The sequence below is a fragment of the Amycolatopsis sp. NPDC051903 genome (assembly GCF_044452505.1).
Lineage (GTDB): Bacteria > Actinomycetota > Actinomycetes > Mycobacteriales > Pseudonocardiaceae > Amycolatopsis.
This window is the reverse complement of the sequence record NZ_JBITBT010000073.1, coordinates 1-16,717: the sequence shown is the minus strand read 5'-3', so window position 1 is coordinate 16,717 and position 16,717 is coordinate 1. Positions and strand designations below refer to the sequence as shown.

14 protein-coding genes are annotated in these 16,717 nt (G+C 68.2%); 8 read left to right on the top strand and 6 right to left on the bottom strand.

The window, feature by feature from the left end; all coding sequences use genetic code 11:
* Positions 1-573: 573 nt before the first annotated feature.
* A complete protein-coding gene (locus tag ACIA77_RS51795; RefSeq protein WP_395893633.1) occupies positions 574-1,317 on the bottom strand; it encodes a DUF6597 domain-containing transcriptional factor in 744 nt (247 codons plus the stop codon).
* Between the two features lie 63 nt (positions 1,318-1,380).
* On the opposite strand from ACIA77_RS51795, the gene ACIA77_RS51790 reads away from it, so the two are divergent.
* Positions 1,381-1,950 carry a TIGR03086 family metal-binding protein gene (locus ACIA77_RS51790; protein WP_395893632.1) on the top strand — a complete coding sequence of 190 codons (570 nt, stop codon included), beginning with the start codon at positions 1,381-1,383 and terminating at the stop codon, positions 1,948-1,950.
* Between the two features lie 838 nt (positions 1,951-2,788).
* On the opposite strand, the gene ACIA77_RS51785 is transcribed toward ACIA77_RS51790, so the two are convergent.
* Both ACIA77_RS51785 and ACIA77_RS51780 read right to left on the bottom strand, forming a co-directional pair.
* On the bottom strand, positions 2,789-3,499 hold the full coding sequence (locus ACIA77_RS51785) for a hypothetical protein (protein WP_395893631.1): 711 nt from the start codon (positions 3,497-3,499) through the stop codon (positions 2,789-2,791).
* 234 nt (positions 3,500-3,733) lie between these two features.
* Positions 3,734-4,699, bottom strand: a complete 966-nt coding sequence (locus ACIA77_RS51780; RefSeq protein WP_395893630.1) for an LLM class flavin-dependent oxidoreductase — start codon at positions 4,697-4,699, stop codon at positions 3,734-3,736.
* Positions 4,700-5,946: 1,247 nt separating this feature from the next.
* Here ACIA77_RS51780 and ACIA77_RS51775 point away from each other — a divergent pair.
* Entirely contained in the window at positions 5,947-6,963 is a 1,017-nt protein-coding gene (locus ACIA77_RS51775) for an alpha/beta fold hydrolase (RefSeq protein ID WP_395893629.1), read from the top strand.
* A gap of 71 nt (positions 6,964-7,034) precedes the next feature.
* On the top strand, positions 7,035-7,739 hold the full coding sequence (locus tag ACIA77_RS51770; RefSeq protein ID WP_395893628.1) for an acetate uptake transporter: 705 nt from the start codon (positions 7,035-7,037) through the stop codon (positions 7,737-7,739).
* A gap of 121 nt (positions 7,740-7,860) precedes the next feature.
* Here ACIA77_RS51770 and ACIA77_RS51765 read toward each other — a convergent pair whose 3' ends face one another.
* A complete protein-coding gene (locus tag ACIA77_RS51765) occupies positions 7,861-8,100 on the bottom strand; it encodes a hypothetical protein (RefSeq protein WP_395893627.1) in 240 nt (79 codons plus the stop codon).
* Between the two features lie 91 nt (positions 8,101-8,191).
* Between ACIA77_RS51765 and ACIA77_RS51760 the strand changes: the two genes are divergently transcribed.
* The 3 genes from ACIA77_RS51760 (at position 8,192) to ACIA77_RS51750 (ending at position 11,936) form a co-directional block, all read left to right on the top strand.
* A complete protein-coding gene (locus tag ACIA77_RS51760; protein WP_395893626.1) occupies positions 8,192-8,731 on the top strand; it encodes a hypothetical protein in 540 nt (179 codons plus the stop codon).
* 56 nt (positions 8,732-8,787) lie between these two features.
* Positions 8,788-10,914 carry an acetate--CoA ligase gene (gene acs, locus ACIA77_RS51755; protein WP_395893625.1) on the top strand — a complete coding sequence of 709 codons (2,127 nt, stop codon included), beginning with the start codon at positions 8,788-8,790 and terminating at the stop codon, positions 10,912-10,914.
* Between the two features lie 749 nt (positions 10,915-11,663).
* On the top strand, positions 11,664-11,936 hold the full coding sequence (locus tag ACIA77_RS51750) for a hypothetical protein (RefSeq protein ID WP_395893624.1): 273 nt from the start codon (positions 11,664-11,666) through the stop codon (positions 11,934-11,936).
* A gap of 221 nt (positions 11,937-12,157) precedes the next feature.
* Here ACIA77_RS51750 and ACIA77_RS51745 read toward each other — a convergent pair whose 3' ends face one another.
* Entirely contained in the window at positions 12,158-12,811 is a 654-nt protein-coding gene (locus tag ACIA77_RS51745; RefSeq protein WP_395893623.1) for an NADPH-dependent F420 reductase, read from the bottom strand.
* A gap of 113 nt (positions 12,812-12,924) precedes the next feature.
* Between ACIA77_RS51745 and ACIA77_RS51740 the strand changes: the two genes are divergently transcribed.
* Positions 12,925-13,515, top strand: a complete 591-nt coding sequence (locus ACIA77_RS51740; RefSeq protein WP_395893622.1) for a TetR/AcrR family transcriptional regulator — start codon at positions 12,925-12,927, stop codon at positions 13,513-13,515.
* Positions 13,516-14,006: 491 nt separating this feature from the next.
* Here the strand turns inward: ACIA77_RS51740 and lnt are convergent, their stop codons facing one another.
* A complete protein-coding gene (lnt, locus tag ACIA77_RS51735) occupies positions 14,007-15,497 on the bottom strand; it encodes an apolipoprotein N-acyltransferase (RefSeq protein WP_395893621.1) in 1,491 nt (496 codons plus the stop codon).
* Between the two features lie 199 nt (positions 15,498-15,696).
* Here lnt and ACIA77_RS51730 point away from each other — a divergent pair, with 199 nt between their 5' ends.
* A complete protein-coding gene (locus ACIA77_RS51730; protein ID WP_395893620.1) occupies positions 15,697-16,605 on the top strand; it encodes a hypothetical protein in 909 nt (302 codons plus the stop codon).
* Positions 16,606-16,717: the final 112 nt, after the last annotated feature.

The window sequence follows — 16,717 nt, the reverse complement described above, 5'->3', positions numbered from 1 at the left end:
CATCTCCAGCACACAAGATCAACTACACGACCGTCGAACCAGAGCCTAACCGACACGCCGGTGACTACCTAACGAAGTGTTGTTGCAGTACTAAGACACGAGCTTCATGGAAGACTGATCGAAATTCTCGAATAGCGGGGTTTGACGGCAATCGCGGCAGAGGGTTACGTGAGGCGGGTGGAGCCCTCCTGTGGCGCAGAGTGTGGTGAGGACGCCGACACTGTCGCGGCGTCCGGAGACTGCAGACCGGCCGGAAGTTCTGCGGTGTTGGCGGTGTCAGGATGGTCGACCTGAGCAGGCGCGTCCGAGGGCACCGGTTCGACGGTGAACGGGTTGCCGGTGGCCAAGGCGGGTCGCCCATCCCGACCCTGCACCTCAACGCCGCGACTGCTCGCGGCTTGTCAAACCGTGAGTCATTGCCTTACGTCCTGTCGACGGCAGCTCTTGCTCCAGAGCCGGCTCATTGGCCGTGAGGTGGTCTTGTAGCCGGGCGTGGCGGAATGGGTAGACCGCGCCGGTTCGGCGCAGTACGCCGCGCTGGACGCGACCCACGCTCAAATCCGGGGAGGCGGATCAATACCGCTGCGCGTACCACGTCGGTGGCTCGCCGAACATGCTCTTGAAGTCGCGGATGAAGTGGCCCTGGTCGGCGTAACCGAGGTCCGCCGCCAGCGCGGCCCAGTCGATCACCCCGCCGGCGGCCATGCGTGTGGTCACCTCGTGCAGGCGGTAGCGGCGGATCACCCACTTGGGCCCGATGCCGACGTACTCCGCGAACAGCCGTTGCAGCCCCCGCATGCTCAGCCCCAGCTCGCCGGCGAGGCGTTCGACCCTGGTCACGGCCTTGTCCTTGGCGATCAGCTCGACCGCGGCCACCGCCTGGCGCACCCGGGGGTCGTCGTCCGGCAGGTGTTTCAGCAGGAACGCATCCACGGTCGGCGCGTCGAGCGTCGTGGGCAGGTCCGGGCCGAACACCTCGGTCGCTGGGACGACGCGGTCGGTGATCGTCGAGAGGGAGGCACCGAGGAACGAGCGGAAACTGCCCGGCCGGAACGCGACGCCGAAGACGTGGTTGCGGCCCTCGAGGACCGTGAGCCGGTAGCCGCTGCACACGCCGTTGACGTCCGCGCGGCCGCCGCCGAACGACAGGTGCACGTTCGGGTACGGCACGATCTTCTGCCGGTAGGGCTCGGCGTAGTCCCAGCGAGCCTCCCAGTACCGCTCCACCCATGGCGTGAGCGCCGGCGACGGGTCGTGGAACGCGTGGCGCTGATGCCTGGTCCACGCACTCCGCAGCTCACGAACGTCCCGCCCCACACCGCAGAGTGTATGTCGCCTTTGTTCAATACCCTCCGGCCCGCGCCGCCTAGTGTCGCCGCCATGTCACACGTATCCAACGCGGCCGAGGCGATGGCCGCGGTCGCCCGCACCATCACCGACGACCAGCTCGCCAACAAGACTCCGTGTACAGAGTACGACGTGCGGGCACTGGTCAACCACCTCCTGTTCTGGGGCCCGTCGCTCGCCGGCGCCGGCCGCAAGGAGTCCGTTCCGCAGCCGGCGGCCGCCGAGTCCGATGTGGACCTGGCGGCCGGCGACTGGCGCGGACGCCTGCTCGCTCTGCTGGACGAAATCACGTCGTCGTGGGCGCCCCCGAGCGCCTGGGAGGGCGAGACGAGCATGGGCACGCCGCACGCGCTGCCCGCGCCCGTCATGGGCGACATGATCGTCGGCGAGCTGGCCGTGCACGGCTGGGACCTGGCGGCCGCGACCGGGCAGCGGCTGGAACTGCCCGCCGACCTGCTGGCGCACCTGCACGACGCGGTGTTCGCCGGCGTGGAGCAGGGGCGGGAGATGGGCATGTACGGACCGGCGGTCGCGGTGCCGGCCGACGCACCCACCTTGGACCGCATCCTCGGCCTGACCGGCCGTGATCCCGCCTGGGCGTAGTCTCCGACTGGTGATGTCGGCCCCATCTGGCGCGAGCTGTCGAAGCGTGGCGCCGACAGCCACCGAGCAAGCCAAGAAGTACACGATTCATGCACTACACCTCCAGGCCGGCATCGACGCGATGGCCGGCGAAGAGACCGCGGCCGGCCCGGCGTGGACGCCCGAGGAGGTCCGCACGGTGGGCGGGCCACCGGCGTCACTTCCGGGCCGGTGCAGCGACTCTCGGAGTGGGCATCAGCCTTCGGCCTCTTAGCCAGCGCGGGCGCGCAGGGAGATGCGTCCCAAGTCCGGGTCGAGACGTCACGGTCAAGAAGCTCTTGGCCGGTCCGGGCGCTGGCGAAGCGGCTTTCACGGTCCCGGCGGACCCCGTCTCGGGCGGTGCCCCGACGACGACACGCGACCAGGGGACCTCGCTGGTGCACGGAGCCCACGCCGCGGCCGACCGGCCGCTCGGGTTCACCCAGGTCGTCGAGATGCTGCGCGGGCAGGTCACCCGCCATCAGGTGCGCTCCACGAGCGCGCAGCTGTACCGCGACCTCGGCCGCGGCCGGTCCCGCAGTGGGAACCGCGGGCTGGTCCTTTTGTTGCACGGGCGGTGTTTCGACGTTGTGAGAGCGGGCGCGGGCGCCGTTGGCCCACTGGTAGACGCCAACCAGGACACGGTGGAGGTCCCCGACCCCGACAAGGGAAGGGTCCCGTTCAAGCCCGACCACTACCTGAAGATGCGGGCCCTGCGCCGGCCCCGCTTCCACGGCGACTTCCTGCTACTGGATGAAGACCAGGAACCAACCCCGCGTGAAGCAGGTGTTCCTGACCCAGGGCGAACACGCGCAGCTGGTCATGGTCGGCGACATCGCGCAGGCGATCTACGGCCCGCGACGTGATGACCGGCATCGCCGGCCATCAGCTTGCCCTGTCGCGCTCGTTCCGCTTCGGCGACGCGGTCGCCGCGGAAGCCAGCCGGTGGCTCGCGATCGCTGACGCCCCGATCCGCCTCACCGCTCCCCCGTGACCAGCCGCCCGACACCTCTGCCGCTCTCGGGTCCACCGGGAGGGCGCGGCGAGGTCCGTGATTCCGTGCAGAACGCAATGACCTGGCGTCGTGATCCGGCGCCCTCAGGACGTGTACCGCCGCGCGGCCGCCCTCGTCCAGGACGAACCGGTTGTCGTGCAGTCGCATGTCCTGGTGCTGCAGCGCGCGGCCCTGCGACACCAGCTCGTCCGGCCCGCTCATCACCAGGAGACCGAAGAAGGCGCGCATCTCGGCCCGCGCGGTGTAGTAGGCGTCCTCGTGCTCCGCTTCGCGACGGGCGTCGGCTTCGGTGTCCTCGTCCAGGACGCGGCGCCGGTGGATCACGTTGAGGTCGATGATGTGCTGGCGAGCCCGAGTGGCGGCCTCGATCATCCCCGCGCACCGGTCAGCCCGGTCCTGCAGCAGCTTCGCCCGCCGCGCGGCGCGCAGCTTCACCGGTTCCACGAATGCCCCCAACGTCACGCCCACGAGAGACGCGACGGCCGCGATGAGCGCGGCCCCCACAGCGGTCAGCACGGGACGTGCTTACCATCCCGGGCCCGCCGCACGGGCGGTTTCGCCCCGATCCCGGCCGAAATCGAACCAGCCGAAGCCCGCCTCGCCCACGTCGCCGTCACCCGCGCCCAACACCACCTCGACCTCGGCGGCCTGTCTTGGATCAACCAGCATCCCGACGGCAACCCCGGGCCCATCGCCGCGTGACCGAGCGGTCCCGCGGCGTCGGCGCCCGCTTCTCACGGCGGTCGGAGGTCAGCGTGCTGCTTCGGAGGTGGCGGCCGGGTGACCGGCGAAGGCCTCGATCACAGTGTGCGCGGCTGCCGGGCCGATGGGCGGGTGCAGGATCGGCAGCCCGAGGCCGGCGGCGCGGTAGGCCGCGAGGCGGTCCTGGCAGCGGTGCGGCGGGCCGATCAGGCAGAACGAGTCCAGCAGCTCGTCGGTCAGCGCGGCAGCGCCGGCGCCCTGTTCCATCGCGGCGGCTTCCGCGGGGAAGCCGCTGGCGCGGAACAACCGCCGGAAGAACGGGAACGTCGTGTACAGTGCGAGGTTCTGGCGCGCGAACTCGTGCAAGGCGGCGACGTCGTCACCGAGGAAGATCGGCAACCCGAGCGTGACCTCGAGCGGACCGAGCTCCGGATGCCTCGCCCGCCCGCGCGCGATCCAGACCTTGCTGCGTTCGACACGCTCCGGCGACCAGAAGTTCGGCATGATCCCATCGGCCACCTCGGCCGCCTGCTCAACCGTCCGTGACGTCAGCGCCGCGACATACACCGGCACATCGTGGGCCGCCGGCCGCTGCGGCAGGTGCGTGGCCGGGCCGTCCCCGCGCAGCCAGCTCCGCACCTCGGCGACGTAGCGGCGCAGGTCACCCGCCGGGTCGGTCATCGCGATGCCGAGCGCGTCGTTCACCGGCTGGTGGCTCACGCCCAGGCCCAGTATGAAACGGCCTCCGGTGTGCTCGGCGATCAACGCGGCACCCTGAGCGCAGACGTAGGAGTGCCGCAGATAGATGTTCGCGACCCACGTGCCGACCCGGATCCGGTCGGTGACCTCGCCCATGAGCTGCGCCGTGGCCAGCGCGTCGTTGTTGACCTCCGTGGTGAAGATCGCGTCAAAACCGGCCTCTTCGGCCTCGCGCGCGATGGTCACGACGTCGGCAGCGGACCAGCCGGCGCCCGGGACGATCGTGAGGGCGAGCCGTTCGGACGTAATGGCCATGGTCTCCTCCTTCGTCGTGGGGTCTGTCAATCCACGTTTCGCCCCGCAACGGGAAGCCGTAAGGGTCTTTGGGCTCAGGTGTTTCAGGGACCCGGATTCGTGGCGAGAACCCGTACCTGCTCCGGGCGGTGTCGCCACCTCGACCACCGCGGGCCGGAATCACCGACGGACATCGCCGACATCGACGCTGCGGTGGTGCCGACGGAGCCGGCACCCGGGCACCGCCTTTGCCGCTCCCGCTGGGCCTGTGCTTCGTTTCCCGCCCACCGATCAGCTGGATGCCGTCTGTGGTGCATGGCCAAAGCGTTCTCCGGGCCCAATTCGCGGGCGGCGCAACTCGGTAGCAGACCTACGTCCGTGCCGTTGGTCAGCAACGCAGCCCATCCGCGTACTGGGACGGTCGCTCGGCGCCGTGCCGCGCCAAGCCCGCACACTCCGCCTCACTACCGAACAAGACTTCATCGCCGCCCTAAATCCGGGCAACGCGACCGGCCAGCGACGGTCAGGCTCGCCGGTTCGCACTCCCGGCCTGATCCGCCGCGGCGTCTGCGATCGACGACTGGACTCTCACTGGTATCACGGACGCCCCTCCTACCGCTGCCGCCACGGCCACACCAGCACCGAACGCCCCGACCACGCCCGGCCGAAGACCCTGTACCTCCGCGAAGACGCATCGTGGCAGCGCTACACGCCTCGAGAAAGTTCATCGTTTGAGACAGCACCGGGTGGCGACTTCGAAACGATCAACTCGATCTGCGCGACAAACCAGCAAAACCACCAAGATCGCATTTCGCAATCCGCGGGCTAATACTGAGCCCGAGACGATCTTGCACACTAACCAACGCATCGAGTTACCATTAGCGAGCGGCTTCAAACCCTGTGTCACCTCGAAGTCGCGGGCGCGGTTCCACCCAGAACCCACGGCACTAGACGGCCCATGAGCCGCAGTTTTCTGGTTTTTCCGACACCGATCAACACCGGCGTGGACGCACCTCGTGACCTCGAAAAGACCCAGGGTGATACATCGTCACGCTGGGTCCGAGGACGGGTCGAAGTCCATCACGGACGGACCACACAGTGCTCACCGTGCACACCCTGAACATCGAGAATCCCACCGGTATCAGCGCTGGCCGACCGGGCCGAAACTGGCGCGATACAGTTCAGCCGGCCCGCACCGCCTACCCTGTGGCGGCGTACCGTAGACCACGAAGAGCGCGCAGCCGGAGAAGACCGGCAAGGAGGCTCTCGTGGATTACGAAATATTCGACCTCGGTACCGTCCGGTTACAAGAAGGCGCCACGCTCAGCGATGCCAAGCTCGCGTACAAGACATACGGCGAGCTCAACGGTGACAAGAGCAATGCGATCGTTTACCCAACGTGGTACTCCGGGCAGCATTACGACAATGAATGGCTGATCGGCGAGGGGATGGCGCTCGATCCGGCGAGATACTTCATCATCATTCCGAACATGCTCGGCAACGGGTTGTCCTCGTCGCCCAGCAACACGCCCGCACCGCATGACCGCGCGTCGTTCCCCCGGGTGACCATGTACGACAACGTCCAGTTCCAGCACCGGCTGGTGACCGAGCGCTTCGGGATCGGGACACTGGAGTTGGTCACCGGCTGGTCGATGGGCGCCGGGCAGACCTACCAGTGGGCGGTCAGCTTCCCCGACGTGGTCAAGCGGATCCTGCCGTTCTGCGGATCGGCGAGGACCAGCCTGCACAACTTCGTGTTCCTCGAAGGGGTCAAAGCGGCGCTCACCGCGGATGCGGCCTACCACGGCGGCCGCTACGACGAGCAACCCGACATCGGCCTCCGCGCCCTGGCGCGGGTCTACGCCGGCTGGGGCTTCTGCCAGCAGTTCTACCGGGAGAAGAGCTACGAGCGCGAGCCACTGGGCTACGCGTCCCTGGAAGACTTCCTCGTGGCCTTCTGGGAGGGCCTGTTCCTCAAGCGCGACGCGAACAACCTCCTGACCATGCTGTGGACCTGGCAGTACGCCGACATCGGCAACACGCCGGGAATGCGAAGCCTCGAGGACGCACTCGGCGCGATCCGGGCGCCCGCGATCGTGATGCCGGCGCAGCAGGACCTGTACTTCCCGCCCGAGGACAACGAGTGGGAAGTCAAGCACATGCACCGGGCGGAACTGCGCGTCATCCCAGGCGCGTGGGGACATTTCGCCGGTGGCGGCCTCAACCCGGAGGACACCCGGTTCATCGACAACGGCCTCAAGGAACTGCTCGCCACGGAAGTCTGATCCGCCTGGCCTCGGCACGGTTGCGCCCGTTCCGTGTCGAGAGCACTCCTGCGCAGCCTGGAGGGAGCGTCATGACCAGCAGCGCAGAATACGCACAACGAACCGCTCCACCGGGAGCCGCCCCGCAAGTGCCGCCGCCGCGTGCGGGTGAGCCCGCCACGACCGCCTTCGCCCCCACAGCCAGCGGGGTGCCCCTGGCGCTGGCGGGGTTCGGCTTCTCGCTGACGATTCTGTCGTTGGCCAACACCGGCGTCGTGGACCAGCGGACGGCCACGATGTTCGTTCCCGTCGCGATGGGCACCGGCGCGCTCGCCATGCTCGTCGGCGGGATCTGGGAGTTCCGCGGCAACAACCTGTTCGGTGCGACGTTCTGTTCGGCGTATGCCTGCTTCCTGTTCACCACAGCGCTGATCGTGCAGTTCTACGCACCGATGATCACCGACACAGCGGGAGCAGCGAACTTCGGCCGCATGTTCGGCGCTTACCTGATCGTGTGGGCGTTGTTCACCGCGATGCTCGCCGTGGGGGCGCGGGTGGTCAACGCACCCGCGTTCACGGCGTTCGTGTTGCTGGTCGTGGTTTACGTGCTGCTGGGCCTCGCCAACCTCGTCGGATCCGCGGCCACCGCGACCGCGCTGACCAAGGCCGGCGGCTGGGTCGGTCTCCTCGACTCCTTCGTCGCGTTCTACCTGTGCTCAGCCATTGTCCTCAACGACGTCAGCGGGCGGGGCCTGCTGCCGATCTGGCCGGCCCGGCGGGCGGCACGCTCGGCTTGAGTGGACCGCGAGCGGCCACGGGGAGGCCTCAGGCGAGCTGGTGCCGAGTGCCGCCGGGATTTCTCCCCGAACCTCCGTCGTGCCCGCCGCACAACAGCCGGATGTGCCGGACCGGCAGTGATCAGTGACCAGTCGCCGGATCGTTGTGCTTGCCCCACTGGCCGGCGCCGCGCTGGGGCTCGGCGTGTTGCGATGCTTCCGCGCTCGCGAGTTCCACAACCCGAACTTGCGGTTTTTTGGACAGGCGGCGGCAACTCTTGTCCCGTTCGTTATGAGCGAGCGCTTCGCCACCGCCCTCGGTCTCGATTTCCGGGCACCACTGGTCACTCTGTTGCTGTGTTGACCTGATGTCATGGCGCACAACGCCGAAATAACCGGTCCCGGCCGGGGTTCTGTGACCCAACCCGAACCCTCACGCGTCAACCAGCCTGTTCGACTGGGTTGGGAAGACGGTGAGCATGGTGACCGCGGTCACCGACGTCTACGATGAAGGCTCTCCCAGCGCCTGGGAGGCCGAACGGTATGAGGACGGTCACGGCGGGCGCGCACAGAGCAGCGCTGCCGTTCAGAACGGGCGCGGCACACGTCGTCGGGTGTGCCACGGCGAGGACGCCGCTGCCCGCGACGGCGTCCCACCGGTTCGTGCTCCCAGCCGATCCTCACGCATCGTGGCCGCCGCGCCGGGAAGCCGGGCGGCGATGGTGATGACCCAGCAGTATCTCGCCGGGGAACTGTCGGTGTTGCTGGCCGAGATGCAGGCCACGGTCAGCGACCCAGCCGCGGCGTGCGCAGCGGCGCGGCTGCGCGGCGAGGTCGAGACGCGGCCGGTGGCCGCGTTAGCCGCGGTCGCCTTGCGGGCGTTGGATCTGATCGACGCCGCGTGTTGGGAGTCGGTGGCCCGTGGCGATACGGCGGCGTTCGACCGCCAAGCCGTGGTCGCGGGCGAGTTGTACGACTTCGGTGTTTGTGCCGGCCTGCTTGCCGAGCGATAGCGCTTCCGGTCACGGTCCCGATTTCGGGTGGCACTAGGGCAGCGGAGGTTTCAGCCATGACAACCGCACACAACTCCAAGGTTGACGCGCAGGTTTCCGAGGCGCAGATCGCGGTCCACTGGCGTGAGGAGGAGTACGTCGCTCCGCCGGTCAGCTTCATCGGCCAGGCCAACGCCGCCGATCCGACGATCCTGGACCGCTTCGCCGAGGAGCGTTTTCCTGACTGTTTCAAGGAATACGCCGACCTGCTGTCGTGGGATGCCTACTGGCACACCACGCTGGACACGTCCAAACCACCGTTTTGGAAGTGGTTCGTCGGTGGCCGGCTGAACGCCTGCGTCAACTGCGTGGACCGGCACCTGGCAACCAACGCCAACAAGGCGGCGTTCATCTGGGTGCCCGAGCCGGAGGCCGAAGCGACGCTGGCGATCACCTACCGGGAGCTGTACCGGCGGGTGAACGAGTTCGCCGCGCTGTTGCGTGACTGGGGCGGAGTCCGGACCGGGGACCGGGTGACGTTCCACCTGCCGATGGTGCCCGAGCTACCCGTCGCGATGCTGGCCTGCGCGCGGCTGGGCGTGATCCACTCCGAGGTGTTCGGCGGCTTCTCCGGCGCGGCGTGCGGTGGTCGAGTCGCGGACTCGGGCAGCACGATTCTGGTGACGATGGACGGCTACTACCGCAACGGGGAATTGATCGACCACAAGGTCAAGGCCGACCAGGCCGTGGCCACGGCCGCCGAGCAGGGTCACACGATCGAGAAGGTCCTGGTGTTCCGGCGCCACTCCGGCCAGTACGCTTCCGCCTCGCCGATGGTCGAAGGCCGGGACTTCTTCGTCGATGACCTGCTGCGGACCTACCGCGGTGTCGTGGTGGAGCCGGTGTCCATGCCCGCGGAGGCACCACTGTTCTTGATGTACACCTCGGGCACGACGGGACGACCGAAGGGCTGCCAGCACTCCACCGGCGGCTATCTGTCCTATGTGGCGGGTACCTCGAAGTACTACCAGGACATTCATCCGACCGACACCTATTGGTGCTGCGCGGATATCGGCTGGATCACCGGGCACTCCTACATCGTGTACGGGCCGCTGTCGCTGGGCACCACGAGCGTGCTGTACGAGGGCGTACCCGCCTATCCCGATGCCGGTCGGGTGTGGCGGATCTGCCAGCGGCTCGGGGTGACCATCTTCCACACCGCGCCGACCACGATTCGGATGCTGCGCAAGCTCGGCCCGGACGAGCCGGCCAAGTACGACTACCACCTCAAGCACATGACCACGGTCGGGGAACCGATCGAGCCGGAGGTGTGGCGCTGGTACCACGACGTGGCCGGCAAGGGCGAGGCGGCGATCGTGGACACCTGGTGGCAGACCGAGAACGGCGGGTTCCTGGGCAGCACGCTGCCGGCGCTGCAACCGATGAAACCGGGCAGTTGCGGTCCGGGCGTGCTGGGCATCTACCCGGTGATCTACGACGAGGACGGGCAGGTAGTCGAGGCGGGTAGCGGGAGGGCGGGCAACATCTGCATCCGCAACCCGTGGCCGGGGATCTTCCAGACCATCTGGGGCCAGCCGGAACGGTTCGTGCAGATCTACTACGAGAAGTACAACAAGCACAAGGACAGCACCGACTGGCACGACTGGCCGTACTTCGCCGGAGACGGCGCGGTCCAGGCCGCCGACGGATACTTCCGCATCCTCGGCCGAGTCGACGACGTGATCAACGTGGCCGGCCACCGGCTGGGCACCAAAGAGCTGGAATCGGCCTGCCTGACCGTGGACGAGGTCGCCGAGGCGGCCGCCGTGCCGGTGATCGACGAAGTGCGCGGCCGGGCGGTGGAGATGTATGTCTCGCTGAAGCCGGGCCTGACGGCGAGCAAGGACGTCGAGGACAAGGTGGCCGCCGCGATCGACACCGAGATCGGCAAGATCGCCCGGCCGAAGCACGTGTGGATTGTGTCCGACATGCCCAAGACCCGGTCCGGGAAGATCATGCGGCGGGTGATTGCCGGGATCTCGAACTTCGCCGATGTCGGGGACGTGTCGACGCTCGCCAACCCGGAGATCGTGGCCGACATCCGGCACCACATCCAGGCGGAGAAACTCGCTCACGGCGAGGCTCCGCGTCAGCTCACCCCGGCCGAGGCCGAGGAGATCCGGTCCTTCGGGCACGCCGAGTGACCACCGGGACCCGGTCAGCGAGCACGCCTACGCACCTTCAGCGATGACCTGGGGTCTTGGCCTGGGCGATCGCGTCGAACCAGTCCGCAGTTGAACCGCTCGCCCAGCTCGGGCCAGGAGAACTCGGCGACCGCGCGGGCGTGCTCGCCGCGCAATCCGAGCAGCTGGCGAAGCGAGGGATGCTCATCGGCGTAGGGGGTCTCCAGCCCGCGCTCGATCGATCAGGTTCGCCCGGAGTCGTCTCGGTGGAACGAGGCGGTCGCGTGGGTTCGTGAGCTGAGTTCGCGGGGCAGTCGACGAACCGCGGCCCAGCGCGAGCGTGGTGCGCAGTGCGGTGGCGTTCTCGGTGCTCGCCGGGTGCTGCCGACGGAGGACGGGATCAGCGCCGTCGGCGTCACCACGTCCGTGCGCGACTCGCTCCGGTGGCTCCGACTTCGGCGCCGCGACGAGTGCCTGTTCGAGCTCAAGGAACTCGAACAGGCTGGCCACTCACTTCGGGCCGAAGCGAGCTGCGACCCGCGCCGCGCGAAGTCCGTTCGATATGCCGCCGCGCCCGCACAGTGGGCGGGGTGGTGGCGTTCCCTGCGCCGCCTGCCTGCTGCGTTTGGTCAACCCGCGCGCCCCACGACCCAACCCAGGTGAGCCGGCGCGAGTGGTGACACCACCAAACGGGTGCGGCTGCAGCGCGGACGTTGCGCTTCGGCAGCACGCAGCGACTCACAGGAGACGTCACCGGGAGGAACAGTCAGATGACCTTGTATTCATGCTTCACCGAGACGCGGCCCGCACCTCGGTCACTGGGCACGAGCCACCAGCCCGTGCGCGCCGGCAAGGCCACTCGCCTGCCCGCCGTGCTGCGGCACGCGGTGCGCGACAACGCCGGCTATCCGTTGTGCGACAGCACCTTGCGCATCGTCGTCCGCTCGAAGCTGTTCGGCCCGCAGATTGGTGGCATGAACTTGAGGACCTGCCCACGATGCGCGGCGCTGGCCGCCGACGAACCGAACGCCGAGTGGTCTTAGACAGGAACGTCACGACCGCTCGGTGACCGGCGCGCTCGCCATCGCCGCCGCGGGCCACGGGTCGGCCGAGGCGTCCACCACTGTGTCAAGTGCGCTACGGGCGTGTCCTGGTGTATCCGCAACGGATCGCCTGAACTCCGAGCGGATCCGGCGTTGAACGACGGTTCTGCTGCGGTAACGGGACCAGCGTCTTCGGCGACCCTGGTGCACGGCGCGGGACGTCAGACGTGCTCGACGCGGATGTTGAACAACGGAGTACCCAACGTGGTGCTCAGGGCGAACCCCAGAGTGCCGAACATCTCGGTGGCGCGGGCAGTGGCTATGCCACCGAGGTCGATGATGTGCTCGTCCGACCACCCCAGTGAGATCAGCAGCTCGCGTACCTGCGCTTTGGCGTCGGGGTGATCACCGCCGAGGAAGACGTTGGTCGGCGCGGCGAGCAGCTGGGGAGCGGTTTGCAGGGCCGCACCCATGGTGTTCAGGGTTTTGACGACCTTGAGCGTCGGGAAGGTCCGCTGGATCCGCTCGCCGAGACTGTCGGTGTTGACGATGGTCAGTAGCGCGAAACCGTCGTCACCGAACTCCAGCGGGTTGGCGATGTCGATCAGGACCTTCCCCGCGAGATCGTGAGCGCTCACCGAGCGAAGGACCGCGATCGACGCGGTACCGCGGGTGGCGTTGACGAGTAGGTCGCCGTGTGCAGCAGCCCGCGCGAAGCTTCCCCGGCCGGCACCGGGGACGGCCGTATCTGGTCTGACGCCCGCGTGCTCCGCCTTCTCCGCCCGCTCCCCCAGGACCACGTCATGGCCGAGGGCAACAAGCCGGGTCGCCATCGTGGTGCCGACCATGCCGGTGCCCAGTACTGCGATCTTCATCTCTGTTCCTCATCGGGTGACGGCCTCAACCAAGGGCGGCTGACGGTCCAGCGCTGCCCACCCATAAAACCATACCAGCCCGTCTAGTATTTAAATTGGCTAGACTCATGCCCATGACCTCCCCTCGCCGCCCGGTCGGCCGCCCGCGCTCGGCGGCCAAGGACGCCGCCATCCTCACCGCGGGACTGCAGCTGCTCAGCCACGACGGGTACGCCCGCATGAGCATGGACGCCGTCGCCGCCGCAGCGGGGGTGAGCAAGCAGACCCTCTACGCCCGCTATGCCGGCAAGGCGGAGCTCGTGGCAGCGGCAATCGCCGCGCTCGACCAGGATGCGGTCCCCGAGGTGAGCGGAGATCTGCGAACCGATCTCCTCACCGAGCTCGACCAGCTACGGGACCTCTTCGACCGCGTGGACGGCACCGGCATACTCGCCGCGTGCCTCGCCGAACGCCGCCACACGCCCGAACTGCTCGTTCAACTCCGCGAACACACCCTCCTGCCCCGGCGCGCACGCATCGCAGCCGTCCTGAACACCGCAAAGGAGAGGCAGGAGATCGACGAGCGCACAGAGCCGCAGACAGTGGTATCGATGCTGCTCGGCAGCCTCTACGCCGACCTCGTCGCAGGCCGCCCCGTCACCAACGCCACGCTCGCGGCAGCCGTCGACCACCTCCTGACCGGTCTTAAGCCGCAACGTCCTTGACCACGGATGCCCGGGCATGGGGGCGTGCCGGTGAGGGCACCAGGTTCCATGTTCACGTGTCGGCGCGGATTTCCGGATGGGCTCACAGGCACGCGTCCTCACTCGGTGATGTGTCTACTGTGGATAGTTAGTGGCAGGTGCCGGTACGCGAGGTGCCGGTCAGTCTTGCCCGTCCGGGCGAAAGAGATAGTTGTTGGCGCGCGGGCAGACTCGGGGGGCGACTGCAAGGAGGCGGGGACCGAGCCGGCCGGTACCGCAGACGACGATGTCGCCGTTCACCCGGTGCTTCACTTTCGAGACCTCCCGCACGGGATCGCTCTTCAGGACTGTCGAGTTGGTCCACTCAGGACCGTCGAGGGCGGAGGACGAGACAACGTACTCGCCCAGGCTTCGCAACCTGTCCGCCCATTCGGCGGTGCAGGATGCTCGGCCACGCGCGACGAACCAGGCGTAACTGCGTTCCCCAGCAGCGAAGCGTGTGCACTTGCGATCTATGACTGTCGTGCTCGCGCAGCGCGCGCGACCAGCAGGACGATGCCCACTGCGGCGATGACGAACGCCGCGCGCGGGACCCAATCGCCCCACCGCACGTACGGAGTGATCTCCTCGTACAGCGGCACATCGACGACGAAGATCCCCTGTGAGTCCGGCGGCAGCCAAGCCAGCCGCCTGCCCTGTGCGTCGAACGCCGCGGACGTGCCGTTCAGCTCCACCAGGACAGCGGAACGACCGGATTCCACCGCCCGCACCGCCTCGGCGCTCGCCTGCTGCGGTTGCGCCCACGTTCCGTGGAACGACGTGAGCGAGCCCTGTACTACCGTGACGTCGGCGCCCAGCCGAACGAGTTCCCTGCGCAGGTCGGGAAAGATCGACTCATACGAGATCAGTGGCCCCACTCGTGTCCCGCCGACCAGCAACATCGCCGGCTTTCGGCCCGGCGCCCGGTCTTCCTCCGCGATGGCGGTGTCCTGAAGCACCTTCCCGAGCAGCGGCCGCATCGGCACGTACTCGCCGAAGGGCACCAGCCGCCGCTTCTCGTACGTACCCATCAGACCGCCTGGCCCATACTGCTGAGTCGTCTTCCTGATCCGGCCGTCCGCGGCTCGCGCGTCGACGTTGACCAGCACGTCACTTCCCGCGACCGCCGCGGCCTGGCGCAACCGGGCCACCACATCGGGATTGCGCGCCGGGTCGAACGGCATGCTGCTCTGCCCCCAGACCACAACGTCCTGCCCCAGACCCGCGGCCCGGTGGGTCAGGTCCAGATGCGCCGCGAAGCGCTCAGGGCCGCCGTACACGACGCCAGGCTGCACCCCCACCACGCGGAAACTGCCGGTCGCCACCGGTTCCGGCCGGAGCAACCCATAACCGACCGCGAGTGCGGCGAACCCGGCCGCAAGCCCTCCCCCGAGCAGCCGCGCAGCCCGGCCGGCGCCGGGAAGGAACACGGCGGCAAGGCCGACGTTGACGGCCACCACCACGAAGCTGAGCAACCACACCCCACCCAGCGACGCCACCGCCAGCACCGGCCGCGCTTGCCACTGCGTCAGACCGACAAGACCCCAGGCGCCGCCCAGACCTTCCCACGACCGCAGCGCCTCAACGGCGACCCAGACCGACGGCAGCACCACCACCGCCGCCGCCACCCGAACCGCGGACGGCTCTCGCAGCAGCCGGTACGTCACCAGCCCGAACGGCACCCAGAGCGCCCCGGCGACGACGCCCACCACAAGCGCCAGGAACCCCACGTTGGGCAGCAACCACTGCAACACGGTGAGGAAATACCCGACCGCGGCAAGGGAACTCCGCCAGGCAGCCTCCCCGTACGAGCCTGCGCGTCCCAGCAACACCACCAGCGGGACGAGCCCGACCCACCCCAGCCACCACACGTCGGCAGCCGGCTGGGCCAGCGCCACCACGCAACCGATCAGCAGAGCCAGCCCGCGCACCGCCCACCGACGCACCCGCACGGCAACAGGCATACAAGCACGCTACTCCCCCATCAGGCGTGGGTTTTGCTACTTCGGCGCCCCTCTCGCCTCGCGCGGTCAGCCGACAACCAAAGGCTGCCGTAATGCCGGGAATCTCACGAATTCGGGGCTTCGGTCGAACAGCGTGCCCCGAATCGTGACCGAAACGGCGTAACCGCTAGCGCAATCCGGCGATATCGCGGGTGAACCCATGACCTCCCAGGGAGACTGCCTGCGCAAAACCACTTTCGCCGTCGCCTCGGGCGCCGCGCTGGCGCTCGTGCTGACGGGTTGTGGTGCCAAGAGCCAGAACGGGACCGCATCGTCCCCCGGCGACAAGCCGGAGCTGGGGCTCGCCGCACCGTTCCAGAACGTGCTGGAGCTGGCGACCGCCTCGAAGCAGGGCACACAGAAGTCGAAGTCGGCGAAGGTCTCGATGGAGATGAACGCGGGAGGCAAGACGATCACGGCTCAGGGCGACTACTTGTTCCAGCCGGGCAACATCGAGCTTTCGCTGACTGAGACCGTCGAAGGCCAGCAGGTCGAGGTGCGGGCCGTCGACAAGAGCCTGTACCTGAAGGTCCCGCCGGGTGAGGCGAGCCAGATCGGCACCGACCGGCCGTGGATCAAGATCACGCCAGGTGCCAGCGACCCGCTTTCGCAGGCGATGTCGGGCACCTTGGGTTCGACCTCCCAGGCGAGCGACCCGACCGAGCTGCTCGACCGGATCGAAGAAGCCGGCCACATCCTCAGCTCCGACCAGACCACTCTGGACGGTGAGAAAGTGAACCACTACAAAATGGAGCTCGATCTCGACAAGGCGCTGGACCAGTTCACCGTGTCGATGCCGGCCGCGACCAGGGCCAAGGTCGACCAGCAGCTCAAGGGCAAGCACGTCATGCTCCCCGCCGAGCTCTGGGTGGACAAGAACCAGCTCCCGCGGGAGATCACCGTCGACGAGACCGCCCTGATGCAGGCCGCGGGCGCCGGCGCGGGCACGACCGCCATCGGCAAGGTCACGCTCAAGTACAGCGACTGGGGCGCCCCCGTCACCATCACCGCTCCGCCGGCCGACCAGGTCACGGACATGAGCGAGATCGTGAAGAAGCTGCGCGGCTGACCGCTTCCATCGCTGCGAAGGGGGCCGCGCCCACCCCGGCGGGCGGCCGGCCCCCACCCCCCCGGGGGAGGGCGCCCCGCGGGGGCCCCAAACACACCGCCCCGTTTTTGTG